Consider the following 18357-nt stretch of genomic DNA (forward strand, 5'->3'; position numbering starts at 1 on the left):
TGTGATCGGACCGGCCGGATGCCCGCCGGGCCGCACCCACCCGCCGGGTGGCGGAGGGCGCGGCCCGGCGGGGGACCGGGTGCGGCCCGGGACGGGGGCGGGCCCGGCGGGGGACCGGGTGCGGCCCGGGACGACGAGGTGCGGACCCGGCGGGCCGGTCAGTCGAGCGCCTCGATCACGTCACCCAGGTCGACGAACTTGAACCCGGTGGCCTCGCGGTCGCCGTCCGCGGGGGTCTCCTGGCCGTCCTGGACCACCAGCAGGCCGTGCGGGTAGGCGCGGCCGAGCGGGGCGTGCAGCACGGCCGCGCCGTCGCAGACCTCGGAGCCGTCCAGGGCGGCCGAGGCCGCCGTGACACGGAAGCCGCCCTCGTACTCGTTGTCCTCGGCGAGCTCCCGGTCGTACGCGGCGAAGGTGTCGTCGCCCTGGCTGGAGGCGAGGAGGTAGCCGTCGCCGTCCGGTTCCGTCAGCAGGGTCAGGCCCTCCACGTCGGCCGTCAGGTGCGTGCCGCCGTAGCCCGGGTCGGCGCCGGGCGTGCACTCCTCGGTCTCCTCGTCATAGGTGCCGGGGACGCCGTACTCGCGGACCCTGTCGACCATCCGCGGCGTCCCGGTGAGGTCGGCGCGGACCCGCCAGATGCCGACGTCCTCCTGGCCCGCGTACAGCACGCCGGCGGCCGGGTCGACCACCATGCCCTCGACCTGGGGCAGTTCGCCGGGTTCGGCGCACGGGGTCCACGCCGTGCCGTCGGGCAGTGTGAAGGAGGACGGCAGGTCCAGGGTCCGCACCGTCCGGTAGGTGACGGTGCCCGCCGGGGTGGCGAGCAGCTCCAGCAGGGCGATCCGGGTGCGGTTGCGCCGGCTGACGAGCGCGTAGGCGCGGCCGGTCCGCGGGTCGGTCCAGGTGGCGAGACCGTAGGCGGTTGCCTGGTCGTTGATCTCGCCCTGGCCGGCGGAGAAGACGGGCCCCGCGGCGGGGTCGGTGACGTCGCCGAGCGGCCCGCCCGGGCGGTCGCGGTCGATCCGGTAGATCCGCAGGCGGTCGTTGCCGCGGTCGGAGACCACCGCCAGATCGGCCTTGTGACCCTTGAGGCCGAGGCCGTGCACGAGGTCGACGTTGTTGAAGCGGCCCGGCGCGTCGTCCGGTCCGGGGCCGGCCGGCGCGGCGACCGACTGTATCTCCCGCGCGTCCAGGTCGTAGACGCGCAGCCCGCCCTGCTTGGCGGTGGCGATCACCAGGCTGCGCCCCGGGGCCGCGGCGTTGCGCCAGATGGCCGGGTCGTCGGCGTTGGCGTCGCCCCCCGCCGCGTCGTCGAACAGGGGTGCGGTCTCGGCGCGCGGCTGGACGGCGGCGAGGCCGGCGGCGCCGGTGGCCTCGGCGGGCAGGGCCGCCCCGACCGTGACCACCGCGGTCAGCGCGAGCGCTGCGGTCCGTGACAGCGGACGTGTCGTCATGGGTCCTCAGTTCCAGTGGGGTTGACGGTGCGGCGCACACGCTCTCGCGGGTGGGCGGCCGCGGGACGTCGCAGGACCGACGGGGAGGTGAATTGCGGGGTGCGCGGGGACCGCCCGGGGCGGCCGGGTGCCGTACGGCCCCGGGCGGCACCCGGCGCGCCTGAGGTGCCGTACGACTCGGGCTGCCCGGCTCGGGCGGAGTCGCTCCGGGCTTCCCGTCCTCCTCGCACGAGGGCGTGTACGACTTGCTCCCCGCGGACGGGATTCGCCGGGATGCCGTACGGCTCCTGTGGGATCGCGCCGTTCCGCAGGTGCCGGACGTCGCCGCCGGGGCGGTGCGTCGTGGCGGGGTGTGGGCCCGAGGTCAGTAGGGAAGTCCCTCGGAGGCCGCTCGCAGTGCGGCCTGCAGACGTGCGGTGAGTTCCCGTGCGGGCGCGTCGGCGTCGTCGGCGAAGCGGAGGGCGAAGTCCTCCGCGGCCACGGCGAGGGCGCCGTTGAGCGTCGCGGCGTGTACGCGTACGGCGAGGTCGTCCGGGCTCTTCCCGGACCGGCGGGCGAGCAGGCCGGCGAGTACGGGCAGCGCGTCGTCGTGGGCCTGCAGCCAGACGAAGCGGAGCGCCGGTTCGGTCCGCGTCATGCGGATCAGGTCGAGCACGGCGGGTTCGGCCGTGGGCAGTTCGCCGTCGCCGTCGCCGACCGCGTCGGTGACGAAGTCCAGCAGCGGGGTGCCGGCCGGCCAGTGCCGCAGGGCCTCGACCGCGGCGTCGAGGCCCGCCGCGAGGAGGGGGCGGACGCAGCTCTCCTTGGTGGGGAAGTGGCGCCAGAGGGTGCGGGCGGAGATGCCCACCGCCTGGGCGATCTGCTCGCCCGTGGTGGAGGTGACGCCCTGTGAGGTGAACAGCCGCACCGCCTCGCGCGCGATCTCCAGCCGGAGCTCCGTCTTGCGTCGTTCCACGAACGACGGCTTGGCGAGCGCGGGATCCGCCGCCGCGTGATCTGGCGCCGTGTCACGCACCGGTGTGCACCGTCCTTCGGTCAGCGAGGTGCACAGGATAACGGTCGCGGAAATGGCGCACGCAGACATCTTGTCACTCAGTGACATCCAGCTCTACCCTCCTGAACTGACCGGTCAGTAACAACTGTTTCCGGGGCGTGAACCGACGCAACGGGATCCCTGCGGGACCGTTCGCCGCCATGCCCGGAACGGAGTCGGCCGCGACCGTCGACGGCATCGCGCGCCCGCCGCGGGCGGGCCGAGAACGCGCACCATCCCCCTCGAAGTAGGAGTGAGCCGCGTGAACCCTCAGCACCCGCACCCCCCGCACCCTTCGTACGCCGATGCCGATCCGGCCATCCGGCCCGCGACCGCGGAACGAGCCCCGCGCCCGCGGGCCGGCGGCCGCACCGCCAGGGCCGGCCGCGGTCTGCCCGCCGTCGCGCTCGGTGTGCTCGCCGGCCTCGGTGTCCAGGCCGGCGTGGCACCCCCGGCCTCGGCCGCGCCGCAGAGCGCCACGACCGTCGCGACGGCAGGGGCGGGCGCGGACCCCGCCTTCTACGATCCGCCGGCCGATCTCCCCGCCGCCGACGGATCCCTGATCCGCACCGAAGCCCTCCCGCTCGCGCTCAGCCTGCCCGGAGTCCACGGACCGCTGCCCGGCAAGGCCACCCGCCTGATGTACAAGTCCACGGACTCGGCCGGCGGACCGGTCGCGGTCACCGGCGCCTACATCGAACCGTCCACGCCGTGGAAGGGCGGCGGCCCGCGCCCCGTCGTCGCCCTCGCCCCAGGGACGATGGGACAGGGCGACGAGTGCGCCGCCTCCAAGGCCCTGGGGAAGCCGCTGTCGCTCGACGAGGGCTCCGTCTCGATCGGGTACGAGAACCTGGCGATCTACCGGTTCCTCGGCAAGGGCGTCGCCGTGGTCGTCACCGACTACGTCGGGCTCGGCACGACCGACCGGCCGCACACCTACGTCAACCGGCTGGACGGCGGGCACGCCGTCCTGGACGCCGTGCGTGCCGCGCGCGCCCTGCCCCAGGCGTCGGTCACCGCCGACTCGCCCGTCGGCCTGTACGGGTACAGCGAGGGCGGCGGCGCGACCGCCTCGGCCGCCGAACTCCAGGCGTCCTACGCCCCCGAGGTGAAGCTCGCCGGTTCCTACGTCGGAGCGCCCCCGGCCGACCTGACCGCGGTCCTCCACGCCGTCGACGGCAGCTCGCTCAGCGCGGCCCTCGGCTGGTCGATCAACGGATTCCTGCAGTCGGAGCCGGCGCTGAAGCCGATCGTCGACACCCACATCAACGAGAAGGGCCGGACCGCGCTGAACGATCTGTCCCGCATGTGCATCGGCGACGGCCTCTTCGCGTACGGCGGTCGCGCGAGCAGCTCATGGACGAAGAGCGGCGCGTCCCTGGCGGACGTCGTGAAGGGGGAGCCGGCCCTGCAGACCTTCCTGGCGCGGCAGCGCCTCGGCTCGCTCACCCCGAGCTCCCCGGTCCGGCTGGCGACCGGCACCAGCGACGACCTCGTACCCCACGAGCAGGCCCGCCGCCTCGCCGCGGACTGGTGCGCCAAGGGCGCCCCGGTGACGTACGTGCCGGTCAGGATCCTCCCCCTGCCGGAGAAGCTCCTCAACCACTTCCTGCCGCTGATCGCGGACCAGGGAGCGGCGGTCGACTGGGTCACGGACCGCCTCGCCGGAAAGCCGGCCACCACCGACTGCCGGGCGGTCGCACGGTAGTCACGGCGGTTCGCGGTCCGTCGTCACCGGCGGCCGGTCGCTCCGGGAAGAGCTCGGAGCGACCGGCCGCCGGCGCGCACCCCGGGGGAGTTCCGGCCGACGAAGGCGCGTGTCCGGGTGGCCAGAGCCTCCACGACCCCCTCGTGCGCGGCGTCCACCGCGATACCGAGGCGGATCCGGCCGCCCCGGCCCGTCCCGTCGCCCGTCCCGGGCGGGCGGTCGAGGTCCTCACCCGGTGCGTCGGATCGGTCCTCGGTGAGTGTGAGGGCGAAGAACGAGCAACAGGCGCTCTCCCGTGCCACCAGATCCCGCACCCGGTCGCCGACGCCCGGTCCGCCGTCCAGCTCCAGGTGCAGCAGCAGCGGCCCGGGCCTGGACACCAGGGCCAGCCGGCCGGCGAACAGGGCGTCCCACTCCGCCAGCCGCGAGGGCTGCTCCTCGCCGGGCAGCGTGCAGGACCGCGGCACCCTTCGCGGGTCGGTCATCGGGACCACTCCCTCCGTCCGCGTCGCGCCACGTCCCACGGTAGTCCCGTGCCCTGGGGCGCGACGCGGACGAGGAGGCATCCGGCCGGCTCGTCATGCTGGCGCGATGGGCCGTCCCCACGTCCACGAGGTGGTGCTCCTCATGGCCCGGGACGCGGACGGCCGGGTGCCGGGAGCGGCCGTCACGGTGGAACGGTGCGGCCACGTCCCGATCGCCCGCCGCCGTTCGATCCGTCATCCCTGGGCCGGTCCCTCGGCGGCCCCGTCTGCGGCCGCCCCGTCGAACGCGCTTCGCCGGGCACGCAGCGCCCGCCGCGTACGGGTGATGCCGTAGACCAGGAGCCAGGGGAACAGGGTGATGCCGCCGACGTAGACGGCGAGGTAGCCCAGGACGTCGTCGAGCCGGGCCGGGTCGTCCCAGCCGCTCAGGGGCAGGATCATGGCGGTCGCCGAGACCCCCACCGGTTCCAGCGGGAGCAGGACGGACCACAGGCGCGGTCGCCAGCCGGGGCGGCTCGCGCACCACCAGCCCAGGGTCCCCATGATGAAGGGCCCGAACGGCACCCACCACAGCACCGGGAAGAACAGCAGGACCCACCACTCATCCGAATACCCGAACATCATGACGCCCCCCGAGATCGTCGCCCCGCGCGATTCCTCCCTCGCGTCCTGCCCGCGGAGACTTGGAGTTGAACGCGTTCAGCCCAGATGTGGCCCGGATCTCAACGGCCGGGATCCCAGGGGCGGGAGACCGTCGACGGGATCGACGCGGCACCCCTGGTGCCGGATGCGGACGTCAGCGCACCCGGTCCAGCCAGGCGTCGAGCGCCGCGTAGTCGTCCTCGTCCAGGCCCCGGCGGGGGTCGACCCGGTGCAGCAGCGCCTCGCCCGGGTGGTGGGCGGCGACCCACGCGCGATCCGCGTCGGTCGTTTCGTCGTCGACCCAGGCGAACGGCCGCCCGGCCGCCCAGGCGACAAGGGGGCGGGTCTTCCAGTGCAGCCCCATCCGGTGGTCCCGTTCGTCCCTCGCGGACGGCTCCGGCCAGTCGACCACGGGCAGCGGAGGCAGACCTAGGGCGTGTGGCGAAAGTCCCTCCCCCTGGGCTTCGCCCGGGAGGTGCCCCCACCTCGCGACGCCTGGCACGCACTCCCCCGTAGCCCTTCGGGCACGGGAGGGGCCCCCACGCCGCGTTGTCGGATCGCCCGAGGACGCCCAGTACGAGGGCGACCCTCCGCCTTGCGAGCGCACGCACCAGACGCCGCGAGGCCCGCCCTCCGGGCGGACGGCGCTACTTTCGCCACACGCCCTAGCCGCGGCGCGACGCACTCGTTCGCGTCCGCCATCCAGGTCGTGGCCCAGACGATGTCGCACGCGAGCGCCGCCAGCCGCGGCCCGTGGGCGGGATCGATACGGGTCAGCAGCGGGTTGGCGGCGAAGTCGAGCCGGTCGTCGCCCGTCGCGTACGTCGGATACGCGTCGGGCGCCGCGCCGAAGGGGATCAGCGGTCCGTCGACGTCCAGGAACAACAGCGGGCGATGGGCCGGGGTGATCATGCGGGCACGATACTGGTCCGCCCCGCGGCCGAGGCGTCCCCGCCCGTGCGGCCGCCCGCTCGGTCGGTGGGAAGGGCCGACGGCACGCGCGTTCCGACGGCTCGGTCCTGTCCGGGACCGAGGGCGGACCGGGGGGCGGGCGGCCCGGCGTGGACGCCCGGAAATCCGGTGGGAGCGGCCGCCTCCGTCGTCTAGCATCGGCCGCATGGGTTCGTACTACTTCTTCCTCTGATTCCGGGGAGGGGCACGCGGTGACCGTCGGCCGGCCGACGGTCCGAGTCCGCTGCCCTCCACCAGGCCCATGACCCCGGCCTGTCTCCCAGGCCCTCCCCGGAGGAACACCCATCATGCGCGAGCGCGCACTCTCCCAGCTGGCCGTCAAGGACGTCTCCAAGGCGTACGGCCCCCGCACCGTCCTCGAACGCGTCTCCTTCACCGCCCGCCCCGGTGAACGCATCGCCGTCGTCGGCGAGAACGGCTCCGGCAAGTCCACCCTCCTGCGCCTGCTCGCGGGAGCCGACACCGCGGACGAGGGCGAGATCACGGTCCGCGCGCCGGGCGGTGTGGGTCATCTCGCCCAGACGATCTCGCTCCCGCCGTCCCGGACCGTGCAGGACGCCGTCGACGCCGCCCTCGCCGCGCTGCGCGAACTCGAACAGCGCATCAGGCGGTACGAGGACGGTCTCGCCGACGCGACGCCGGAGCAACTCGACACCTACGGCGACCTGTTGCACGCCTTCGAGGAACGTGGAGGCTACGAGGCGGACGCCCGCATGGACGCCGCCCTGCACGCGCTGGGGATCGGCCGGCTGGCCCGCGACCGCGCCCTCGGCACACTCTCCGGCGGTGAGCGGTCCCGCCTCGCGCTGGCGTGCGTGCTCTCCTCGGGCGCGGAACTCCTCCTCCTGGACGAGCCGACCAACCACCTCGACGTCCACGCCACCCGCTGGCTCAAGGAACGGCTCGCCGGCCATCGCGGCACCGTCGTGACCGTCACCCACGACCGGGCCTTCCTCGCGGACTACGCCACCGCCATCCTCGAAGTGGACGGGGACACGTGCGCGGTCCGCCGGTACGGAGACGGCTGGACCGGCTATCGCACGGCCAAGGCCGCGGCCCGCCGCCGCCAGGCCCAGGAGCACCTCGAATGGCTCGACGAGGTGGCCCGTACGGAAGCGCTCGTCGAAGCGGCCGGACAGCGGCTCGCCGCCACCGGCAATGATCCGCGCCAGGGCTTCGGCAAGCACCGCCGCTCGTCGGAGTCCAAGCTCTCGGGCCAGGTGCGGACGGCGCGCGTACGCCTGGAGGAGCTGCGGGCGCACCCGGTGGGACCGCCGCCCGAACCGCTGCGCTTCGCCGCCGCGCTGACGGCGACGAGGACGGAAGGCGTGCTCGCGGAACTCGCCGACGTCGCCGTGGGCGGGCGACTGCGCGTCCCCCGGCTGCGGGTCGAGGCCGGCAGCCGGCTGCTCGTCTCGGGTCCCAACGGCGCGGGCAAGAGCACCCTGTTGCGCGTCCTCGCCGGCGACCTGCCGGCGGACCGGGGGCTCGTCCGGCACAGCGGCGCCCGGATCGGCTACCTGCCCCAGGAGCCGGCGCGCGTGCCGTTCGCCGGCACTCTCCTGGAGGCGTACGCGGCGGGCCGGGGTCCGGCGGAGGAACTCGCCGACGAGTTGCTCGCCTGGGGACTCTTCGGAGCCGAGGACCTGGAGACCCCGGTCGCCGGCCTCTCGGTGGGGCAGCAGCGGCGGCTCGAACTGGCGCGGCTGGTGGCGCGGCCCGCCGACCTGCTCGTGCTCGACGAGCCGACGAACCACATCGCCCCCGCCCTCGCGGAGGAGCTGGAGGAGGCCCTGGCCGGCTATCCGGGAGCCCTGGTCGTGGTGTCCCACGACGCCGGCTTCCGGGGCCGGTTCGTCGGCGACCGCCTCGAACTGCGCGGGGGCCGGCCCGCCGCCTGAAGTCAGGGCGGGTGTCCTTGTGCGCAGGGAGGAGGGAGCCCGGGCCGCTCCGACCGACGTGCGGACGCAGGCCGCGCGCGGCCGTGTTCCAGCCTGTGGCGATCCGCCGGACGAGGAGCAGTCGCCGGAGGCGAGAGCCGCGCCGTGGAGCGGAGCCGTTGTCGGTGCCGGCTGAGAGGATCGCCGGCATGACAGTCCTGCTTCTCAGTGACATCGAACGAGCGGTCCGCAGCAGTTGGAGCGCCGAGACGTGCACGCCCGAGTTCCGTGCGCGCTGGACTCCCGACAACCCTGCGCGGGACCAGTGCGGCGTGACGGCCATGGTGCTCCATGACCTGCTGGGAGGCGAGCTCATCCGCGGGGAGGTGCATGTCGACGGTCGACGCGTGGACTACCACTGGTGGAACCGGCTGGGCATGGGGGTCGAGATCGACCTCACCCGCGAGCAGTTCGGGCCGGAGGAGATCGTCACGGGAGGCGAGGTCGTACCCCGCCCGCCCCGCAGCGAGTGGCGCCGGCTCCAGGACGAGTACGCGCTGCTGAGCCGCCGCGTCATGGCGCGGCTCGGTGCGCGCCCGGCCACGGCACCCGCCGCCCCGGCCACGGCACCCGCCGCCCCGGCCACGGCACCCGCCGCCCCGGCCGGGGGCCTCGCGCCCGCGGGTGAGGGGCCGGGGCGCCTGACCGGCGGATGAACGAGCGGGACCCGCGACGCGCGCCGGGGTCAGGCGGTGGGGGTGGGCCAGGGGACGTCGGTGGTCACCGGGGCGGTGTAGTCGATGCCCGGCACGGAGAATCCGTACAGGCGCCGGACCTCGGCGTGGAACCAGTCGAGGTCGGCCAGGCCGGCGATGGTGTCGGTCGTGGCGTCCTCCCAGCGTGCGGCGACCGCCGCCTGGACGTCGTCGGTGAGCTCCCAGGTGTCCAGGCGGACCCGCCCTTCGTCGTCCAGGACGAGCGGGGCGGCACCGGTCAACTGGTCCCACAGGGAGGCGAGCTGACGCACCGGCGGGACCAGGTCCTCCCCGAGGACCCCGCGCAGCAGGCCGGTGTACAGGGCGATGCCGGGGATGGCGGTGGAGGACTGGGTGACTGCGGCACCGTTGACGGAGGTCACGGCCCGCCCGCCCACCGTCTTCGCGAGCCGCTCGTCCAGGCTGCGGGCGGTGGCCTCCAGATGGGCCTTGGCCGCGCCGATGGTGCCCTGCCGGTAGATCGCCGCCGTCAGCGGTGAGCCGATGTACGACAGCGCGGCGGTGGCGAAGCCGTCGCCGAGCAGGCCCCGGCCCGTCAGGTGGTCGATCCACCGCTCCCAGTCCGCACCGCCCATCACGGCCACCGTCTGCTCGACGTCGTCGCCCTCGGCCGGGCCGGTCTCGACCTCACGGACCTCGGGAACGCCCTGGTCGTCGAAGACAAGGGTCTTGGTGCGGTTCGCCCGGCCGATCGGCTTGAGGGCGGAGGCATAGGTGGTCCCGGTGTCGGGGTCGGTGCGCCGGGGTGCCGCCACCGAGTAGACGAGGTAGTCCAGCCTGCCGCCGAATCGGTCCTCGATGAGGTCGGCGACCTGGTCCTTCATTCGGTCGGAGAACGCGTCGCCGTTGAGGAAGACCAGATCCCGGCCGGCGGCACGGGCGATGTCGGCGGTGGCGGCGGTGCGGTACCAGCCGGCCGTGGCGGTACGCCGGGCGGTGGGGGCCTTCTCGAAGGACACCATGACACCGCGGATGCCGGCGCGCTTGAGTCCGGCGATGGTGGCCGCCAGGCCGTAACCGGCCGACGAGCCGATGACCAGAGCCACCGGTCCCGCACCCTCCGGCACATCGGCGGAGTCGGGGCACGCCCGCCACATGTCGGCCACCAGCCGCTCGCAGCCCGCCGGGTGGGCGTCGAGGAAGAGGAAGCCCCGGTTGCGGGGGATGAGTACGCGCTCGCTCACGATGGCAGTCCTGGGGTCGATCGGTCCGAGGCGCGGCGAACGGCAGTGCCGCCACGTCCTGCAAGTCTCTTCCAGGACGAGACACGGACGGTGGCCCCACCAGGCACAACGATCACGGGTCGATCTTGGAGTGTTCCGCCACTTCCCGTGGACGGAGGCGGTGCGTGTCGGGCGGCGGCGAGCCGCCCGGCTTCCCCCCGGTCGGTCCCGGTCGGTCAGCCCTCCCCGATCCGATGCGTGGGGTCGCGGTCGTCGCGGTCGTCGGAGTCGCGGTCGTCACCCCACCGGGTGGTCCCGTGCCGGTGTCCGCCACCGTGTCCGGCGTCGAGTTCGCAGCGCCGATCACCACCCGGCTCCGCGCCCGGCCCCGGCTCCGCCCCCGATCCAGGTCCAGGTCCAGGTCCAGGTCCCGGTTTCCACCCCGATCCCGGTCCCGGTGCGGTGGCGTGGCAGAGCGCGGTGTCGACAGGGAGGCCGGAACGACGTGCCGGGCGCGGTACGCCCCGCCCCGCCTGTTTGTGGCGGCGGGCGAACGGGTGCCAGACGACGAGCGCGACGAGGACGCCGATCACGAGCCACGCGGCGAGAACGGCGAGAGCGAGAAGGATCCAGCGGAGGAGGTCGAGGAGCGTCATGAGGGTCTCCCGGGGTGCATGGGCCCAGTAGGCGGTGGGAGGGCGCTGAAAGGCACGAATACAGGAAAAGCGGTCACATCTCGTCCTTGTCCGACTGAGCCATACCCCGGAGAGTGAACCCGTCACACGGGACGGTGACCTGCTCGAACGGAGCCTGTTCGCAGACGGCGTGTCCGTTCGGTACCGACCGGCGCACCGTCCCCGCCGACACCACGGACACCGCGCTCCGGCCGTGGCCGTCGACGGCTGCCCCGGGACGCCGCCCCTCGGACGTCCCGCTCCGGCCGACCGCGCCGCGCGCCGAACCGCGACGGCGCCGCCCGCTCCCGTACGTACGGCTTCCCTCAGTGCCCGCCGTCGAAGCGCCACGCCTCGATGTCGCGGTAGCGGATCGGCCCCGGGCCCCGCCCGAAGTTGCTGCCGACCAGGTGGAGCCGGCCGGCCTGCCACGGACGGCCCGCGAAGTCGGCGATGACGGCGGCCGCCTCCGCGATGGCGGAGAGGTCGTCGCGGCGGGCCCGAGCGAGCGTCAGGTGCGGCCGCAGGGGCCGGTCCTCGAAGGGGATCCCGCACTCCTTCACCACGGCACGGACCTCGGTGGCGAGTTCCTGCAGACCGTCGACGTCCCCGTCGATCCCGCTCCACAGCACCCGTCCGTCGAAGTCCCCCGAGCCGCGCAGTGCCAGCTCCAGAGGCGGACGCCCCGACGCGAGGTCCGCGAGCGGCGCCCGCAGGAGCGGAACCGACGTCGCCGGGAGCTCACCGAGGAAGGCCAGGGTGATGTGCCAGTCCTCGACGCGGTTCCAGCGCAGCCGTGGGTACCCGTCGTAGACGGGCCGGAGGGCCTTCTCCAGTTCCGTCTTCGCCTCGTCCGGCGGCGCAAGCGCCACGAACACGCGCACGGTCGAGGGCTCGGTCTGTTCCTGTTCCTTCACGGATGACTTCGTACACCACCGCTCGACGGCGTGATCATCTGCCCCACCCCTCACCGTCCCCGACCGGACCTGCTACCTCCGATCGCCCCGACCGGGTCGCGCGCCCGGAGCGGGCGCCGCCCGAGCCGCCGTGCGTTTGGCGAGCGGTAATCCGGACAGCAGCGGTCCGAAGGCCGGCGCGTCGGGGCGCGCGATCCGTACGCGCCCACGCCGCCGGACCGCACCGGGCGCCGGATGTCCCGGCCCCGCCGCACGAGGCACGGCGATGCTCCTCGGGCCGTGCCGGGAAGGTGACCAGGATGCGTGAACCGCAGACCCCGCAGCGGTCGGACCAACCGCTTCCGCGCGACCGTGAGGACCAGCAGGCCACCGAGGGCGAGGACCCGCTCTCCGTTCCGGATCCCGACCCGCGCGACGAGGACGATCGACTGGCCGACACCGACGTGTCCGGCACGGGCCCCCGGGGCCGGACCCGCAGCGGCACGGTCCACCCCGAGCACCCCACACCCGACGAGCCCGCCGACTGACCCGTCGAGCCCGTCCTTGCGGCGCGCCGCCCGCCCGACGTGCCGCCCGCCCGCCCGACGCGCCGCGCCGCACTAAGGGCCGTCCCGCCCCGCCTCCGGGGCGAAGCCCAGCGCGTCCGCCAGCTGGGCCTGCAGTGCGGTCAGCCGGGCGGCGTCCGGCCCGATCACGGTGTACCGCCAGCTCGTGCCGTCACCGGGGGCTCCCTCGTGCAGGACCACCCCCTCGCCGCTGCCGGCCGACCAGTCGAGCCCGCCCGCGCGCAGCACGCCCCATGCCTCCGCGAAGGTGAGCGCGCGCAGCGTCCGGTGTTCCGCGCAGAGCCACGCGGCCGGGCCGGTACCGGCCTCCTCGCTCAGGCGGGCCACCATGGCCCGGACCGTCGTCGTGGCCGTGCGGCGCACATTGCACTCGGAGGCGTAGAGGGTGCCGTCGGGAGCGAGGAGGGCGTCGAGCCCGTACGGCCCCGCGTAACCGTGGGCGCAGAGGTAGCGGCCGATGCGCCTGCCCCACCGGCCCAGCGTCGTCACCAGGCGTCCGGTCGGGTCCGCGTCGGGACCGAGCGGCGACCCGTAGCCGCAGTAGGCGCCGGCCACCGTCCGCATCTCGCCGCAGAAGGGATCGCGCGGACCGCCGGGACCCGCCCGCATCTGCACACTGACCGACCGGGCACCCGCGATCCATCGCTCGACCACCCAGCCGCCGGCCGGGCGCGGTCCGAAGACTCCGCCGGTGCCCGCGTCCGGCAGGAACCTCATGCCGTACCCGCCCGCCGAACGGTCCGGTTTCACCACGACCCGCCCGTGCCGGCGCAGCCCCGCGGCCACCGCCTCGTCGAGCCCGGCGCCGTCGCAGACCCGGCCCGGGGGCGTAGGCAGCCCCAGTTCGTCCGCCACCGCACGGAACCCTCTCTTCGTGTTGAGCCGGTACGCCACCTCCACCGCGGACGCCGGCACGCCGTGGCGGCCGTAGGAGACCACGGGCAGCCCCAGACGGTCCGCGAGGGCCACCGTCGGAGCGTCCAGGGCGAGCGGGAGGAGCCGTGCACCCGGGCGGTCGGCGACGAGCCGGCGCAGCGCGTCCGTCAGCCCCGCGCGGTCCAGCGACTCGGCCATGCCGACTCCGGCCGTGGCGGGGACGGCGAGGACGGTGACGCCGTCCGGCGGGAGACCGAGCAGGCCGCAGGCGTAGCGCGTGAGGTCGGGGCCCGGCGGTACCGGCGTCACCAGCACGTCGCCGGGTCGCGTGAGCCAGATCTTCCGCGGAGCCTGACGAGCCCAGCGGAGCATCACCGCGTGGGCCGAGGGCCCGGCGGTCAGGTCGACGGCCAGGTCGGAGAAGAAGTTCGCCCAGACGACCAGCGGGGACGGCTCGGCCGTCCCCGTCGGCCCGGGGCGAGCGTGGCCGGCGTCGGGGGACACGAGCGCTCCTCACAGGGCTGGCGACGGGAACACTGGTGCGCCTCACCGCCCGGAGCCGTCGCAAACGCGACCGCGCCACCTCTTCCGAGGGCCCTCGTCGGGCGGGGGAAACGCGCGCGTACGATCAGCCGGTCCTCGATCTCGCAAGGAGCCTCGACCGGTGACCGCCCTCGCCCCGCCGCCGCGCGGTGCCGCCTCCGTCCTCGACGTGCAGTCGCTGATCCGCGTGGAGGACGGCGAGCGGCTCCACGCGCTGCTGTGGCGGGCGGGCTCCGGCTGGCGGATGATCAGCAGCGCCGTCCTCGGCGGTGGCATCGGCGCACGCGCCTGGGTCCTCAACGCCCAGGTCTCCCATGGCTATCGACGCACCGACCCGGATCGCCATCTCGCGGATCTGGCCCGGGAGGCCGGGGTCGGCGGGAACGGCGTCGGGCTGATGACGGCCGCCGACGTCTCCCGGCACGCCGTCGCGACCGACGGCGGCGTCGAAGCCGTCGCCACCGCGGGCGTCTCGGTACGGGGATGGGCAGCCGCACCCGAGGAGCCGCGACCCGGGACCACCGGACCGGGCACGATCAACATCGTCGTGGCCCTGCCGGTCGCCCTGACCGACGCCGCACTGGTCAACGCCGTCGCCACGGCCACCGAGGCCAAGGTCCAGGCGCTGCTCGACGCGGGGTACGACTGCTCCGGCACGCCCACCGACGCCGTCTGCGTCGCCGCCCGTGAGCCCCGACCCGGCGAGGAGACCCATGGCTTCGCCGGCCCCCGCTCCCTGTGGGGCGCGCGCCTGGCCCGTGCCGTCCACGGCGCCGTCCGCGCCGCGGTGCCGGCGCGCTGACGCGCACGGCCGGCCGGGTTCGTCAGCCGGCGTCGGCCTCCACGCCGTCGATGCCCGTCTCCTCGTGCATCGCGGCCTCCTCCGCCGACGAGAGGCCGTCGTCCAGGCCCACGTCCTCGGCCACGACCGTGGCCGCGCCCGGATCCGACGTCGCGGTGAGCCGTCCGGCGCGGGTCGCGCCCGACTCCGGGTCGACGGGCTCCCCCTCGCCCTCCGGGAGATCCCCGACGCCGTCGCCCGCGACGACGGGGCCGTCGGGCAGCTCCTGGGCCAGACGGTCGTCGAGCGACTCGCCCTCCCGCTGCTCGTTGACCGTCGTGCCGTGCCGGGTGACGCCCCGAGGCCGTTCCGGCGGCGAGTATCCGGGCTCTCCCATGGCGTCCGTGGGCGTCGTGCCCAGCGCGTTGTCCGGATCGAGCTCGTCGCTCGGACGGTCGGAGCCGTCCATGGGCTCGGGCTGGTAGACGTCGTCACCGCGGGAGGTGGACTGGTTCTCGGACATGGGGGTCTCCTCTCGGGTACAAGCATGTCGCGATCGGCTGCGGACCGCGACGGACGTCGTCCCCACAGCGACTACCCCTGCGACGGACGGGTGAACGCGGCGTCCCGGCCGGGCCTCACGCCGGTCCCGAGCGCCCGCGCAGGGCCGACCCGCCCTGGTCCCACGCCGTACGGAGGTGGGCGGCGAGACGGTCCTCCAGCAGCAGGGTGGCCGCGCAGCCGAAGGCGACGTCCGGTTCCAGGTCCGGCTCGTCGGCCAGCAGTCCACCGATGACCTCGTGGCGGACGACCTGCTCGTGGACCGCGTCGGCCTCCACGTGCTCGGTGTAGAAGTGTTCGGCGGCCGGACCGGCCCCGCAGCGGCGCATGGCCTTGGCGAGGCGTCGCGAGCCGGGCGAGGAGGTGACCTCCACGCAGGCGAAGTGGCCGACCAGCGCCCCGCGCAGGGCCCGGTGCAGACCGAGCAGCGACATCAGGTTGACGACGGCCAGCGCGGGCGCCGGAGCGTCCGCCAGATAGCGCCCGTACGTGGGGTCCAGCCCCAGGTCGCGCATCAGGTCGGCGAAGAGCCGGGCATGGACCCGGTCGGCGAGGCCCGCGCCGAACTCGTCGTACTCGATGGCGACCATCGCCGCCTTGGCCCGCCCGGTCAGCCGCGGGATCACCCAGGCGTGCGGGTCGGCCTCCTTGAGGTGGTACAGGGAGCGCAGGGCGGCGTACTCGCGCAGCTGCCAGAGCTCTCCCTCGGCCGCCAGGCGGTGGCTGAGGCTGTCGCCCGGGTCGACCGGCTCGACGAGCAGCGGCGCGAACGCCTCGTCCACCGTGTCCGGAGCGTCGGCGGTCTCCTCCCGCAGCGCGGTGAGGAACCGGTCCTCCAGCGCCCGGCGCAGCCGGAGCAGGTCCGGATCCCATTCGCGTTCGGGGTCGACGCCGTCGACCCCGCGGTAGTGAAGTTCGTACAGCAGGTACAGCGCGAGATGGAGGTCCTCCCCCCAGGGGTCGGCCGCCCGGACGGCACCGGGGAGGTGACCGGGCGCGGTGCCGCCGCGCAGGGACTCGACCACGGCGTCCGACAGCGGCCCGCGGCCCTCCACGAGCGGGGATCCCGGCGGGGGCCCGGGAGCCGCGGAAGCGGACGTGGAGGCCGCGCGGGTGGTGCCGATGGTGGTGGAATGCGTCATGTGTTCCCGTCCTCGGCCGGCGGTGCGGAGCGTTCCCGCGGGCGGTGGCTGGTGTCGCACCAGGGGTAGGTGCGGCTGCGGCGGCAGGTGCACACGGCGACCATGAAGCGGTCCGAACGGACCGTCGTCCCGTCGTCGAGCTCGATCTCCACCGGGCCCTCGATCAGCACCGGGCCGGACCGCTCGACGCGGACCGCGCGGGCCGGGCGCGACGCGGCCGCCTGCGGGGCGGGGTCAGGAACGGCGGGCACGGACGACCACCAGCTCCTCCTGCTCGGCACCCTCGGCGGCGAGGCCCTGTTCCCGCAGCCAGCCCCGGCGCGAGCGCAGGACGGGGCCCCAGGGCACCGACGCCCGCTCCGTCACCTCCGCGACGAGCCCGCGGTCCTCCAGGAGCCCGACGGTGGCCCGCGCGTCGCACATCCCGGAGTGCACCATGAGGAGCACGCCCTCGGGGCGCAGCAGCGAGGGGGCGGCCGCGCAGATCCGGTCGATGACGCGCCGGCCGGAGTTCCCCGCGTCCCAGGCCCGCTCCGGGCCGCGGGTCGGCAGCCGGTCGTCCGGGGACGGAACGTACGGAGGGTTGCTCAGGACCAGGTCGAAGCGGCGGCCCTGGGTGCGGCCGGCGAAGTCGCCGTGCAGCACCCGCAGGGGCAGCCGCTGCAGCCTGCTGTTCAGGCGAGCCGTCAGCACCGCGAGCCACGAGACGTCGACCGCCGTGACCTGGGCACCCCTGGCCGCCGCGCGCAGCGCGAGCGCACCGGTCCCGGTCCCGATCTCGACGACGTCCGCGCCCGGATCCAGCGGTTCCCGCGCCAGGGCCCGGGCCAGCAGCAGGGTGTCCGCCTGCGGCCGGTAGACGCCGGGCGGCGTGACGAGTCCGGGAGCGAGGGTCGGGTACGTCGGGGCGATGGTCGTCACGGGGGTACCTCCTGGTCGGCCGCACCGTCCGCGCCGCCCGGCGGGTTCGGCCCGGGTGCGGCGCGGCGGTGCGGTCACGAACGGTGCCCGAGCGGGTCACGGACGGCGACGGGCGCGGGCGGACGGGCGATCACGGCCCGCGACTACCCGATCCCGGGCGCCTTGCACATCGGCGGTGCGTCCCGTCCGCGCGACACCTCCGGGTTCACCCCGTGGCGGCGGCCGAATCACTGCGGTGCGACGAGGGTGAAGTGCGCCCCTTCGGGGTCCGCGAGCGCCACCGAGCGACTGGTGCGCGTGGTGTCCACGGGGGACACGGACCGGCCGCCCGCCCGGGTGGCCGCCTCGACCGCCGCCTCCAGATCGGAGACGTGGAAGTGGACGTGCCAGTGCGGGCGCACCTCGGGGTCCGGGGACTCCTCCAGAGCCCCGCCGCCGAGGCGGGCGACGGTGTCGTGCCCGTGGCGCAGGACCACGCGATCGTGCTCGTACGAAGCCACGCAGCAGTCCCGCTCCCCGTCCCAGCCGAGGACCTCGCCGTAGAAGACGGCGGCGGCGAACGCGTCCCGCGTCCGCAGTTCCAGCCACGCCGGGGCGCCCCCGTGGCCCACCGACCAGTCGGGGATCACGGCACCCTGCCAGAAGCCGAAGACGGCGCCCGCGGGATCCGTCGCGAGCCCCGCCCGCCCGGCGCCGGCGGTGAGGGGGCCCACCGCCATCGTGGCCCCTCGCTCGCGGATCCGCGCGGCTGTCACGTCGGCGTCGTCCACGGCGAAGTACGGGGTCCACGCGACGGGCGCGCCGGGGCGGTCCGCGAGGGCTCCGACACCCGCCACGGGGGAGTCGCCGTCGAAGGCGACGGTGAAGCCGTCGTCCGCCGGGGCGGAGGCGAAGCGCCAGCCCATCACCGCTTCGTAGAAACGCATCGCCGCCCCGGGGTCCCGGACGGTGAGGCTCACCCAGCACGGCGCCCCGGTGATGTCCTTGCTCGATGTCGGCACGGTCGCCGGCCTCCCTCGTCGCCGCTCGGTTCGCTCCGGAGCCCACTGCTCCCGGATTCGATCCTCTGGGTCCCGGCCGGTCCCCGCCACGCGGCGTGCTCCGTCTCCCCGTCGCCGCCCGGGGCCGCTGCCCTCGTCGGCGACGGCGGGGGGAGCGTCCGGGACGGGAACGGGAGTCCGAGACAGGAACGGGAGTGCGGGCCGGCGGCGGGGCGCGGTGAGCGGCGTACTGATGGGCGGGACGGCCCCGGCGGCCGCCCTC

At 75.0% G+C, this 18357-nt stretch carries 19 protein-coding genes and 1 pseudogene; 5 read left to right on the plus strand and 15 right to left on the minus strand.

Annotated elements, in window-relative coordinates; translation table 11 throughout:
- Positions 1-158: 158 nt before the first annotated feature.
- Together ACE1OA_RS32530 and ACE1OA_RS32535 are read right to left on the minus strand one after the other, a co-directional pair.
- Complete coding sequence (locus ACE1OA_RS32530; RefSeq protein WP_356601638.1) at positions 159-1454, minus strand: phytase; 1296 nt, start codon at positions 1452-1454, stop codon at positions 159-161.
- A 364-nt stretch (positions 1455-1818) separates the two neighbouring features.
- A complete protein-coding gene (locus ACE1OA_RS32535; protein ID WP_432753822.1) occupies positions 1819-2469 on the minus strand; it encodes a TetR/AcrR family transcriptional regulator in 651 nt (216 codons plus the stop codon).
- A 409-nt stretch (positions 2470-2878) separates the two neighbouring features.
- On the opposite strand from ACE1OA_RS32535, the gene ACE1OA_RS32540 reads away from it, so the two are divergent.
- Complete coding sequence (locus ACE1OA_RS32540) at positions 2879-4195, plus strand: lipase family protein (protein ID WP_432754119.1); 1317 nt, start codon at positions 2879-2881, stop codon at positions 4193-4195.
- A 23-nt stretch (positions 4196-4218) separates the two neighbouring features.
- On the opposite strand, the gene ACE1OA_RS32545 is transcribed toward ACE1OA_RS32540, so the two are convergent.
- The 4 genes and pseudogenes from ACE1OA_RS32545 to ACE1OA_RS32560 form a co-directional block, all read right to left on the minus strand.
- Entirely contained in the window at positions 4219-4680 is a 462-nt protein-coding gene (locus tag ACE1OA_RS32545) for a hypothetical protein (protein ID WP_432753823.1), read from the minus strand.
- A gap of 234 nt (positions 4681-4914) precedes the next feature.
- Positions 4915-5304 (minus strand): hypothetical protein, encoded by a 390-nt coding sequence (locus ACE1OA_RS32550; RefSeq protein ID WP_432753824.1) that lies wholly within the window; start codon positions 5302-5304, stop codon positions 4915-4917.
- A gap of 172 nt (positions 5305-5476) precedes the next feature.
- Positions 5477-6007: an HAD domain-containing protein gene (locus ACE1OA_RS32555; protein ID WP_432753825.1), complete on the minus strand. Its 531-nt coding sequence runs from the start codon at positions 6005-6007 to the stop codon at positions 5477-5479.
- Positions 5995-6234: pseudogene (locus tag ACE1OA_RS32560) on the minus strand (HAD domain-containing protein); the annotation flags it as partial. The pseudogene ACE1OA_RS32560 and the gene ACE1OA_RS32555, both read right to left, overlap by 13 nt.
- Positions 6235-6581: 347 nt before the next feature.
- Here ACE1OA_RS32560 and abc-f point away from each other — a divergent pair.
- Together abc-f and ACE1OA_RS32570 are read left to right on the plus strand one after the other, a co-directional pair.
- Positions 6582-8195, plus strand: a complete 1614-nt coding sequence (gene abc-f / locus ACE1OA_RS32565) for a ribosomal protection-like ABC-F family protein (RefSeq protein WP_432753826.1) — start codon at positions 6582-6584, stop codon at positions 8193-8195.
- Positions 8196-8383: 188 nt separating this feature from the next.
- Positions 8384-8890: a YunG family protein gene (locus ACE1OA_RS32570; protein ID WP_432753827.1), complete on the plus strand. Its 507-nt coding sequence runs from the start codon at positions 8384-8386 to the stop codon at positions 8888-8890.
- 29 nt (positions 8891-8919) lie between these two features.
- Here the strand turns inward: ACE1OA_RS32570 and fabV are convergent, their stop codons facing one another.
- The 3 genes from fabV to thpR form a co-directional block, all read right to left on the minus strand.
- Complete coding sequence (gene fabV / locus ACE1OA_RS32575) at positions 8920-10134, minus strand: enoyl-[acyl-carrier-protein] reductase FabV (protein WP_432753828.1); 1215 nt, start codon at positions 10132-10134, stop codon at positions 8920-8922.
- Between the two features lie 215 nt (positions 10135-10349).
- A complete protein-coding gene (locus ACE1OA_RS32580) occupies positions 10350-10769 on the minus strand; it encodes a hypothetical protein (protein ID WP_432753829.1) in 420 nt (139 codons plus the stop codon).
- A gap of 344 nt (positions 10770-11113) precedes the next feature.
- Complete coding sequence (gene thpR, locus ACE1OA_RS32585; RefSeq protein ID WP_432753830.1) at positions 11114-11704, minus strand: RNA 2',3'-cyclic phosphodiesterase; 591 nt, start codon at positions 11702-11704, stop codon at positions 11114-11116.
- Positions 11705-12003: 299 nt separating this feature from the next.
- On the opposite strand from thpR, the gene ACE1OA_RS32590 reads away from it, so the two are divergent.
- Positions 12004-12231 (plus strand): hypothetical protein, encoded by a 228-nt coding sequence (locus tag ACE1OA_RS32590; RefSeq protein WP_384871623.1) that lies wholly within the window; start codon positions 12004-12006, stop codon positions 12229-12231.
- A gap of 72 nt (positions 12232-12303) precedes the next feature.
- Here ACE1OA_RS32590 and ACE1OA_RS32595 read toward each other — a convergent pair whose 3' ends face one another.
- Positions 12304-13650: a hypothetical protein gene (locus tag ACE1OA_RS32595; protein WP_384871620.1), complete on the minus strand. Its 1347-nt coding sequence runs from the start codon at positions 13648-13650 to the stop codon at positions 12304-12306.
- Positions 13651-13810: 160 nt separating this feature from the next.
- On the opposite strand from ACE1OA_RS32595, the gene ACE1OA_RS32600 reads away from it, so the two are divergent.
- Positions 13811-14491, plus strand: coding sequence for an adenosylcobinamide amidohydrolase (locus tag ACE1OA_RS32600; RefSeq protein WP_356601625.1), 681 nt, complete (start codon positions 13811-13813; stop codon positions 14489-14491).
- 22 nt (positions 14492-14513) lie between these two features.
- Here ACE1OA_RS32600 and ACE1OA_RS32605 read toward each other — a convergent pair whose 3' ends face one another.
- The 5 genes from ACE1OA_RS32605 to ACE1OA_RS32625 form a co-directional block, all read right to left on the minus strand.
- A complete protein-coding gene (locus ACE1OA_RS32605; protein WP_356601624.1) occupies positions 14514-14993 on the minus strand; it encodes a DUF5709 domain-containing protein in 480 nt (159 codons plus the stop codon).
- 115 nt (positions 14994-15108) lie between these two features.
- Positions 15109-16173, minus strand: a complete 1065-nt coding sequence (locus tag ACE1OA_RS32610; protein WP_432753831.1) for an iron-containing redox enzyme family protein — start codon at positions 16171-16173, stop codon at positions 15109-15111.
- Positions 16170-16424, minus strand: coding sequence for a CDGSH iron-sulfur domain-containing protein (locus ACE1OA_RS32615; RefSeq protein WP_356601622.1), 255 nt, complete (start codon positions 16422-16424; stop codon positions 16170-16172). The genes ACE1OA_RS32610 and ACE1OA_RS32615 overlap by 4 nt, the downstream gene beginning before the upstream one ends.
- On the minus strand, positions 16408-17094 hold the full coding sequence (locus ACE1OA_RS32620; RefSeq protein ID WP_384871608.1) for a HemK2/MTQ2 family protein methyltransferase: 687 nt from the start codon (positions 17092-17094) through the stop codon (positions 16408-16410). The genes ACE1OA_RS32615 and ACE1OA_RS32620 overlap by 17 nt, the downstream gene beginning before the upstream one ends.
- 227 nt (positions 17095-17321) lie before the next feature.
- Positions 17322-18095, minus strand: coding sequence for a VOC family protein (locus ACE1OA_RS32625; RefSeq protein ID WP_432753832.1), 774 nt, complete (start codon positions 18093-18095; stop codon positions 17322-17324).
- Positions 18096-18357 lie beyond the last annotated feature (262 nt).

Origin of the sequence: Streptomyces sp. JL2001 (genome assembly GCF_050917515.1) — a bacterium.
GTDB lineage: Bacteria > Actinomycetota > Actinomycetes > Streptomycetales > Streptomycetaceae > Streptomyces.

What these genes read in the sequence shown, in the direction of transcription:
- ACE1OA_RS32530 (WP_356601638.1), bottom strand. Translation starts at nt 1,454, where the DNA reads ATGACGACACGTCCGCTGTCACGGACCGCAGCGCTCGCGCTGACCGCG.
- abc-f (WP_432753826.1), top strand. Translation starts at nt 6,582, where the DNA reads ATGCGCGAGCGCGCACTCTCCCAGCTGGCCGTCAAGGACGTCTCCAAG.
- ACE1OA_RS32580 (WP_432753829.1), bottom strand. Translation starts at nt 10,769, where the DNA reads ATGACGCTCCTCGACCTCCTCCGCTGGATCCTTCTCGCTCTCGCCGTT.
- ACE1OA_RS32550 (WP_432753824.1), bottom strand. Translation starts at nt 5,304, where the DNA reads ATGATGTTCGGGTATTCGGATGAGTGGTGGGTCCTGCTGTTCTTCCCG.
- ACE1OA_RS32570 (WP_432753827.1), top strand. Translation starts at nt 8,384, where the DNA reads ATGACAGTCCTGCTTCTCAGTGACATCGAACGAGCGGTCCGCAGCAGT.
- ACE1OA_RS32610 (WP_432753831.1), bottom strand. Translation starts at nt 16,173, where the DNA reads ATGACGCATTCCACCACCATCGGCACCACCCGCGCGGCCTCCACGTCC.
- ACE1OA_RS32605 (WP_356601624.1), bottom strand. Translation starts at nt 14,993, where the DNA reads ATGTCCGAGAACCAGTCCACCTCCCGCGGTGACGACGTCTACCAGCCC.
- ACE1OA_RS32590 (WP_384871623.1), top strand. Translation starts at nt 12,004, where the DNA reads ATGCGTGAACCGCAGACCCCGCAGCGGTCGGACCAACCGCTTCCGCGC.
- ACE1OA_RS32545 (WP_432753823.1), bottom strand. Translation starts at nt 4,680, where the DNA reads ATGACCGACCCGCGAAGGGTGCCGCGGTCCTGCACGCTGCCCGGCGAG.